The 8,102-nt window shown below is 55.3% G+C and carries 7 protein-coding genes; 1 reads left to right on the top strand and 6 read right to left on the bottom strand.

Features of this window, described 5'->3' with window-relative positions; translation table 11 throughout:
* Positions 1 to 269: 269 nt before the first annotated feature.
* On the top strand, positions 270 to 3,290 hold the full coding sequence (locus J7M22_09105) for a hypothetical protein (protein ID MCD6506768.1): 3,021 nt from the start codon (positions 270 to 272) through the stop codon (positions 3,288 to 3,290).
* A gap of 107 nt (positions 3,291 to 3,397) precedes the next feature.
* Here J7M22_09105 and J7M22_09110 read toward each other — a convergent pair whose 3' ends face one another.
* The 6 genes from J7M22_09110 to J7M22_09135 all read right to left on the bottom strand — a co-directional run bounded on the left by J7M22_09110 (position 3,398) and on the right by J7M22_09135 (position 7,608).
* Positions 3,398 to 3,811 (bottom strand): type II toxin-antitoxin system VapC family toxin, encoded by a 414-nt coding sequence (locus J7M22_09110; protein ID MCD6506769.1) that lies wholly within the window; start codon positions 3,809 to 3,811, stop codon positions 3,398 to 3,400.
* On the bottom strand, positions 3,789 to 4,031 hold the full coding sequence (locus J7M22_09115; GenBank protein ID MCD6506770.1) for an AbrB/MazE/SpoVT family DNA-binding domain-containing protein: 243 nt from the start codon (positions 4,029 to 4,031) through the stop codon (positions 3,789 to 3,791). Before J7M22_09115 ends, J7M22_09110 begins: the two co-directional genes overlap by 23 nt.
* A gap of 99 nt (positions 4,032 to 4,130) precedes the next feature.
* Positions 4,131 to 4,304 carry a hypothetical protein gene (locus tag J7M22_09120; GenBank protein MCD6506771.1) on the bottom strand — a complete coding sequence of 58 codons (174 nt, stop codon included), beginning with the start codon at positions 4,302 to 4,304 and terminating at the stop codon, positions 4,131 to 4,133.
* Between the two features lie 57 nt (positions 4,305 to 4,361).
* Complete coding sequence (locus J7M22_09125) at positions 4,362 to 5,702, bottom strand: alpha/beta fold hydrolase (GenBank protein ID MCD6506772.1); 1,341 nt, start codon at positions 5,700 to 5,702, stop codon at positions 4,362 to 4,364.
* Complete coding sequence (locus J7M22_09130; GenBank protein MCD6506773.1) at positions 5,699 to 7,288, bottom strand: DUF4038 domain-containing protein; 1,590 nt, start codon at positions 7,286 to 7,288, stop codon at positions 5,699 to 5,701. The genes J7M22_09125 and J7M22_09130 overlap by 4 nt, the downstream gene beginning before the upstream one ends.
* 32 nt (positions 7,289 to 7,320) lie before the next feature.
* Positions 7,321 to 7,608 carry a winged helix-turn-helix transcriptional regulator gene (locus tag J7M22_09135; protein ID MCD6506774.1) on the bottom strand — a complete coding sequence of 96 codons (288 nt, stop codon included), beginning with the start codon at positions 7,606 to 7,608 and terminating at the stop codon, positions 7,321 to 7,323.
* Between the last annotated feature and the right edge of the window lie 494 nt (positions 7,609 to 8,102).

Below are 8,102 nucleotides of genomic sequence, written 5' to 3' on the forward strand. Positions count from 1 at the left end.
AATACATTTCGGATCGAGCTGTGTGTGAAGGAGCTGGGAGAGCGTCGATGTTGTGGTAAGGGGTAAGTTGTCAAATCTGCCAGGCCATGTCATGCTTGAGCTAAGGCTTATTTATTGCACACCCTAGTAGTCATTAATGACGGCGAAGCCGAATGACTTAATGACTATAAATGACAGCTGATCTATGGACGGCGGGCAATTAGCCATAGATACTACACTCAATGGGAATAAGAGCGAAGATATTTATCGCTGTGGCGACGGAGGGAAGGATGAATATCGGTCATATCAATGAGCCATTCGGCTTAGACGCTTTGTTGCATATAGAGAGATTGCGAAAAATGCGATGGTATGACGGGATTCTATCGGTTTTGCTGTTATGTGTCTTCGTATGGGCTCAGGCCCAGGGAGAAGGCGTACCGGATTCGATCCTCAAGGAGATCCCGCCCTCACAGATCATCCCACGGGGGAATTACAAGGAGGTTCAAACCTGGGAGGGCGAAAGCAAGGGGATCGGCCATTCAATCGGACGGGCGGTTGCCGATCCTGAAGCATACGGGAACAAAGCATGGGAGGTAAAGACATATTCAGATCGTCCCTATAGACACCTCATCTACGGCCCCTACATCGAATTGAAGCCGGGCGATTACGTGGCGTTCTTCCGAATGAAGCTGCTGGAGGAGGCGGGTGAGGAGGCGGTGGTGGACTTAGACGCCTGCGTCTCATTCGGCAGGGACATTCTGAACTCCCGCGAGGTCACCGGATCGGATCTCGTCCTAAACCGCTACGTCCAGATACCCCTTCCATTTCGATACACCGGAGGAAAGCTGGAATGCAGGGTTTTCTGGAGGGGATACGCGTCCGTCAGGGTGGACAGGATATCGCTTTTCAGGCTTGATGGCGGTAGGATAGAGACGCCCACCCTTAGGGCTTCCCAGCCTGTTCCATCCGGATATCCCCGCGATCTCACATATCGGAGCGAACAGCGTCCGTTCCCGGAGCTGTTCCTCAGATCCGATCCTCCGGCTTCCACGTTGATCGTCTTCGATCTGAGAAATTACCCTCCGGACTGGCAGCTTCTCCTTCTGACCCTTCAGGGGATCGTGAACCGCAGGAAGCCTGAGATCTACTATCTCTTTAACCCGACCGATCCCTTCTGGCTCGATTGGATGCGGCGGAAAGGATGGATCAGCAAAACGGAGATCATCTCCGATCCGAACGAGCTGATCTCCAAATACTGGGATAGAATCGGGGGGATGATCATAACCGACCCGATGCTTCCCGCCTCGAAGAACATCGCCACGATGATCGCCGGGGTTGAAAACGGAGTGGTCGTCTCACCTCGGATCGCGGATCGACTCTCCATGCCCGTGATCGCCGATCTGAGAGGGAGATGGAAAAGCAACGTCGAGGCGTATGAATGGGCCTTCGATAACCTCTGGGACCGTCTGAACCATCACGTCATAGCCTGTTCCTGGCCCGATCACCTCGGACTGAGGGATTACCTTGTCCAGCATAAGATCTTCATCTTCTGGATCTCAGGTCCGATAGACGGCGCTAAAAGATATGCTTCGCCCGATGATGAGGTTCGACTGATGGAAAGGCTCCTCGCCCAGATGCCCGTCAACATACCCGTGATGAGCTATCCCTGGGCGGGGAAGGATGTCGGCATCGGCGAGGGACCGGGAGTAACGCTTTTCTCGGAATTCGGGAAATATTTGGTTGGCTCGATAAACTGTTCCAACCTCTCCGTTCACTCCGGCATTCGGATCTCGAAGTTCAAACAACGAACTCCTCCCTCCGTTCCGCCTCTTCAACGGGACAGGGTCTACGTCTCCTTCATCATCTCCGACGGCGATAACCTGCCGGTGCTCACGGTGTCCAACTTCCCTCAGTTGTGGAAGGACCCTGTTCGCGGGAAGCTTCCCCTCGGTTGGACGATCTCCCCTTCAGCCTGCATGTTGATCCCGGATATCGTCGATTACTACTACAGCACGGCCACAGATCAGGATCGGTTTCTGGGGGCCGTATCGGGTATCGGATATGCATATCCCGATTCCTACGGCAAGCGGTTTCGGGAGCAGGATCGTCGACGGGTCTTCGATGAGTTTCTCGATCAGACACGCACTTACATGGAGAGGATGGATCTGGAGGAGATCTGGATAATGGGGGTCTCGCGGGATGATCTGATCGGCCGTTATGCCGAACGGATTCCGTTCCTCAAAGCGATCTTCCCCGACTACGGGCGTAGGGTGATAGATTATGATGAGGCAACCTATCCCACTTCCCGGAACGTCCCCGTCTTCCATGCCGTGACGGGATGGTCTAAGGGGATGTCACGGGAGGAGCAGATCAAAAATCTGGTCTCCCAGATTCGAGCGATAACCCCTTCCGAAAGGCCCGCTTTCATGCACCTGTTCGTCCTGAACTGGTTTGCTGATCTGCGGATGCTTCGGGAGATACTCAATCGGTTGGGACCGGAATATATAGCTGTGAGACCCGACCATCTGGCTGTGCTTTACCATCAGGAGATGAAGCGGAAACGAATATTGATCCGCGTCCCCACTTCAATCTACGGCATCGAAAACCACGGGCTTCTGTTCCCGATCTTCCTCCGGAACGTCACCGATTCACAGATGGAGGTTTGGATTGAGATCAGTGGGGGATTAGATCACCCCTCCCTGGAACCGGATAGAGCGCTCCTTTCGCCCGAGAAGATATTTCGATTGACCGTCTCCGGCATCCCCTCCGGCGACGAGATTCACATCGAGATAAAGGCGCCTTTCGGAACTATACGCCGGGCGATCGAATATCATCAGATAGCAGAAGGTGAGATAGTTAAACCTTTTCCCTCCGTAGGATCACTTCAGTTCCTTCGCCGTTTTGAAGCGGAGAAATTGGCTCATAGGTCGGGCAGAGAGGAGACCGATCCCGCCGCCCACGGAGGGAAGATGTGGTTGGCGCGTCGAGGGAAGACCGAAGGAGGTTACATAGTGTTCGGTCCCTACTCGCCGATGGACGCGGGCGACTATCTCGCTCTGTTTCGCCTGAAACGGACGGGGAAAGGTCGAGGATTGGTGGCCGTGATCGACACGTGTGTCGGTGGGGGTAAGCCGATCACGGCATCGCGTGAGATCCGCGTTGAAGAGCTGCCGCTTGGGGAGTTTCGATCCTTCCCGCTCCTCTTCCATCATCCCGGAGGAGGGGTCGAGACGAGGGTCCTCTGGACGGGGAACGCGTCGCTTGCCGTGGACGATATCACACTGTGGAAGGTGACCCGGCGGAAACGGTAAGATCGTCTAATCGTCTCTCATCCACGCCCAGCCCTGGAGCGGTCGATACCTTCATCACGTAGTGTATCATAAGGGCAGGCCTATGTGTTTGTCCGTCTACGCGTGGATTACCGACGTTCCAGCTTCTCAATTTCAATTCGTCCCTTAAGCCTTTCCAGCTCAGGATCTCCTGTAACTAGAACAGCGTTTAGCTCCTCCGCTGCCGCGGCAGCGAAGGCGTCCGCATAGGAGATAGGGTAACGCATCTTTAATGCAGCGGCAGCGAATACAAACTCCCATGTGGCGGGGAGAACGGTCATAGGTAAGCTACGGATCTCCCCCAGCGTTTCTCTCGCCTCCTCCTCGCCTTTGACCCTGCCGATACGGTAATAGACTTCGCCAAGGTTGATAACGGAGATGTATAGATCGAGATCTCCTCTCTCAGCTCTCTCTAGTATCCGCTTAAACTGGGAGGCTGCGGGCTCTTCGCCTTGAAGCAACGCCAAGATCGCCCAGGCGTCAGCCACAAATTTCCTGCTCACACATCACCTCCCGTCTATGTTCCTCCTCAAGATCATACAGCAGATCTACGCCGGAATATCTGCCATACAGCGCATCGATCGGAGAAGAGGTAACCGGTTCGAGGATGAGTTTTCCCTCGGCGATCTGCACGCGAAACAGTGTTCCCTTGTGTAATTTCATCGCCTCTCTTATCGCCTTTGGGATGACCAACTGCCCTTTAGAAGAGAGCCTTGCCAGCAATCAGGACCACCTCCTTTGAGTCTTACTCTTCACAATTTTATCGTAAGACAGGAGGATTATCAAGCACATCTACGCCCAGCCCTGGAGCGGTCGGCACCTCTACGCCTGCACGACCTCCGCCGGTCCGTAACCTTCGCCCCAGCCATATGTGCCGTCATCCGTTATGATCCGCACAAGGCAGATTGAACGGCGATCATACTCCCATTGTGAGAAGTAAAACGGCTTCCGGAGCCGTTGTTCGACGACGAACGTCTCAATCCTTTCGATCCTCATCCCCCTTTCCCTCTTCGTTTAAGCAGGCTTATCAGAACAAGCTTTCAATTGAGCGTCTTATGATCTGTAGACGGACCTCACCCAATCCGATATATCCTTGATAACCTCTTCGGCCACATGACCGGCCTTTTGGTATTCGGCCGGCGTGCTCTTGCCCTCACCCTCGATGAACAGGTGGTTTAACTTCGGGTAGAGCTTAAACCTCACGTTCTTCCGAGAAGAGAGCCCCTCCCTCCACCTCCGGAAATCCTCCATCGTGACCTGATAATCCCTTCCCCCCTGTAGGATCAACATGGGCTGACTCAGGTCTTTGGCCGTCTCAACCGGATCGTATCCGCGCAGATCCAGCCAATAGCTGGCCGGTGTGTTGAAGGGCAGCTCGGAAGCGGGTGTGTCTACGGATAGATTCGGATCCTTCACCTTGGCGACCTGCTTCTTGATCCTCTCCAACCGCTTGGCCTCACCTTGGGAGATCCTCCCGTCGAGTGAGAAGATGTAAGTCATCTGGTCGAGGATCACGTCCTCTAAATGCCTTGTTGTCCCCGCCATGACGATAAGCCCGGCTATCTTGGGATCGGCGGCCCCTATCCTCGGGACGAGCATCCCTCCAAGGCTATGTCCCAGAACGAAGATCCCCTTCGCGTCTATGCCCTTACTTCTCCGAAGCAGGGACACGGCGGAAAGCGCATCCTCTATCGTCTCCTCCTTAACGGTGAATCCCCTTTCCCTCATCGAGGCGAGCTTTTTGGCGTATACTTTCGTGCGTTTCTCATATCGAAGGACGGCTATCCCCCGGGAAGCTAACCCCCATGCCAGATCGCGGAACGGTTTGTTCGGACCGATGGTTTCATCCCGATCATGAGGCCCTGAGCCGTGAACCAACACGACGGCGGGGAAAGGTCCTTTTCCCGTTGGGATCGCCAATGTTCCCGGAAGAGCCCACTCTCCGGTTTTGATCGTCACCTCCTTCTCGCGAAAGGAGCTGAGGTTCACATATGACGGCGGCTTATATTCGACCTGTGTTCGGCTCGGGACAAACCATAGACCGGTGATCTGTCTTCCCCTGTTAAAGACCACTTTGACGTCGAGGGTGGCCCTCTCAAACCGACATGTCACGAATACAATGTCATACTTTCCCGCCTTTTCCGGCCGAGCTCCGATCCGCCCCTTAAAGGGGCCTGTCTGGGCGATAAGGGATTCCCAGATCTCCTTGAGCTTCTCCGGGGGCAGGGCCTTCTTCATGACGTCATCGAAACTCCCCGCCGCCTTTGAGAACTCTCCCTTCGATAACAGATCGACGAACCTCTCGGCTGTAGACGTGAGCTCGTCATCGCCACCATAGGAGATCAAAGAGGCCGATAGGAGAACCAGAGGCAGCAGGCATACATATCTCCTCATTTCCCTTCCCTCCTTGATAGGCGGTTATCGATGACCAGCACCCAATCGTTTCCATCCAGCGTCCGGAGCCGATGGATCGGTTCGCTCACCCTTCCCGCCTCGCTCCATTCGCCCGTGCGGGGATTGAACCACCGTGCAACAGCGGGGAGCTTGAGTTGATCGGCCCGTAGCGCTATCTCCCCACCCTCCGGCGTGTAGATGAGCGCGAATGACCCGTCCTCCGCCTTGGCGGCTACGATGAACCTATGCGGTGTCTGAGGCGTTCCAGGCTGTTCAAGCAACAGCTCCTGAGCGGGACGTAACAGCCACCAAGGGATGGAGTTGAATAGGGTCCTCAGGTGTCCGACGCAGATCGCCCCTTCGTCTTCCATCGCCTTCCACCAGGGAGGTGCCACGCCGCTTTGAGGGTGATCGGTCGGAACCTCCGGCCTCTCGGCCCAAAACCATATCCCATGGTGTCCGTAGGTAACGCCCGCCGTCGGCGAAATGAGGAGGCTCCAGTAGAGAGCTCGGCGGACGTGGAACGCCGTGAACGGTCGGCGCGATTGATATGCCAGATGCGCCTCATAGTTCGGCTCCAGGTTGACGATAGGTCTGGGCGGATCTTTCCTCCATTCCTGAGCAGGTGGGCCGAAAACCAGCCATCGCAGATGATCCGCCCCATCGCCGTGACCGCTCTGGTAGCCGATGAAGTCGAACCATTCCTCATCCCGGAACTCATCGGCGACCCAACTCCTTCCCCCCGGGTGCATCGTCACCAACCGATCGTGTCGGTCGCCGAAGACGGCCCGTCCGATTCGTCTCCATCGTTCGGCCCTCTCACCCCTGTAGTTGCCGTCACCGCCTAAGATCCAGATGATCTGATATGCCCCCCATCGGGCGACGACGTATCGGGCGAGCTTGATGGCGTCCTCATCGGATAGAGCGACTCCCGGCGAAATATCACCTAACGCCCACAGGATGACCGGGGCGGCGAGTAGGCCATGTCGGTTTATAGCGGCGACCTTAGGGTCGAGGCGCTGGAAAAATCGGGGGTTGATCCGTATCCGTTCCGTGCCCGTGTACGCCGTCTCACCGTTTTTATCGTGATGGAACGCTCGCCAATGTGTGGAGACAAACTGTATGGCGGTGAAACCCTGCTCCCTCCGTCTGCGCAGATAGCGATCCCAATCGTCGGGCTTTGCCTTCAGCACGCCGTTCCAGGCGGTGTCCGCCAGCCAGAGGAAAGGTGTCCCGTCGGCATGGATGAAGTGATGCCTGTCCTCGGATAGACGGATCGGTCCGTGTTTGTAAAGCGGGTTATCACCCTTGTAGGATATACATCGGAAACCCCCACGCTGGCCGTGCAGGCCAGAGTCATCCTCCTCGGAACATTCCGACTCCCACCTCCACTCCCCTATCTCATCGGGCGAGAACCGCACGCGCCAGGTTCTCCCTCCGTCCCAAAACGCCTCAACTGTATGTCGTCTGCCGGAAGGGGATGTGAAATGCACCCGCACCGTCACATCCCAGAGAGGGTTGTCGTAATCCCTCTGGCTTATGAGCTTCATCTCAAACACCGTATACAGTAACAGCAAAGCCTCCATAGATTCACCTCCTCCTTCTCACCTGCAATTGCTCAAGCGATACTTCTCTCATCCTCATTTTCTTCACCTCCGATCAACTTCATGAGATATTCGATGGACATCTCCAGAACGGTCATGTTCAACGAGTATCTGATGAACTTCCCCTCTCTTTCCCCTTCGATGAGCCCGGCTCTCTTCAGTATATCGAGATGGTGGGAGAGGGTCGGCTGGGAGACATTCAACTGTTGTAATATCTCCGTCGGCGTGAGATCCCTCTCCTTGAGCATCTCCACTATCCTCCTCCTGGTCGGATCGCCCAGCGCTTTGAACACCTCACCTATCCTGAACATCGGAGACAACCTTTAGACAAATAGACAATTGTAAATCTATAAATTTGATTATACGTCGTCTCGAATACACTGTCAAGTGGATTCCATTAAGGTTCAGCACATGGTCCGGCAGCAGGCTGCTCTGCGAGAAGCATCCTAATTTCAGTAGATCACAATGACTGAGAATCATCGGGTAGGATGAACATTATCTGCCACTATCTTTTCACTTTCGGTGATTATTCAGGCTGCCAAGTAGGCAGCGAGTTGGTCGACGGTAGCACCGGAGCGGAACTGCTCTTCGAGCCACACCAGGAGGTTGCGTTGATGTTAAGCCTGAAGATCTCGGCGGTCATCCTCCAACGTGAGCGGAGGATGACCGTGACACTCATCAGCCGGTAATGGTCATTTCCCGGCAGACCCTTGGCATCATCTACCGGGGTGCTGCCCCAATAGCGAGCCGGGTGCGCACCGCCCGGACATACACCGGGTGGCCGCCCTGCTGAGAG

The organism is Candidatus Poribacteria bacterium, from assembly GCA_021162805.1.
Classification (GTDB): domain Bacteria; phylum Poribacteria; class WGA-4E; order B28-G17; family B28-G17; genus JAGGXZ01.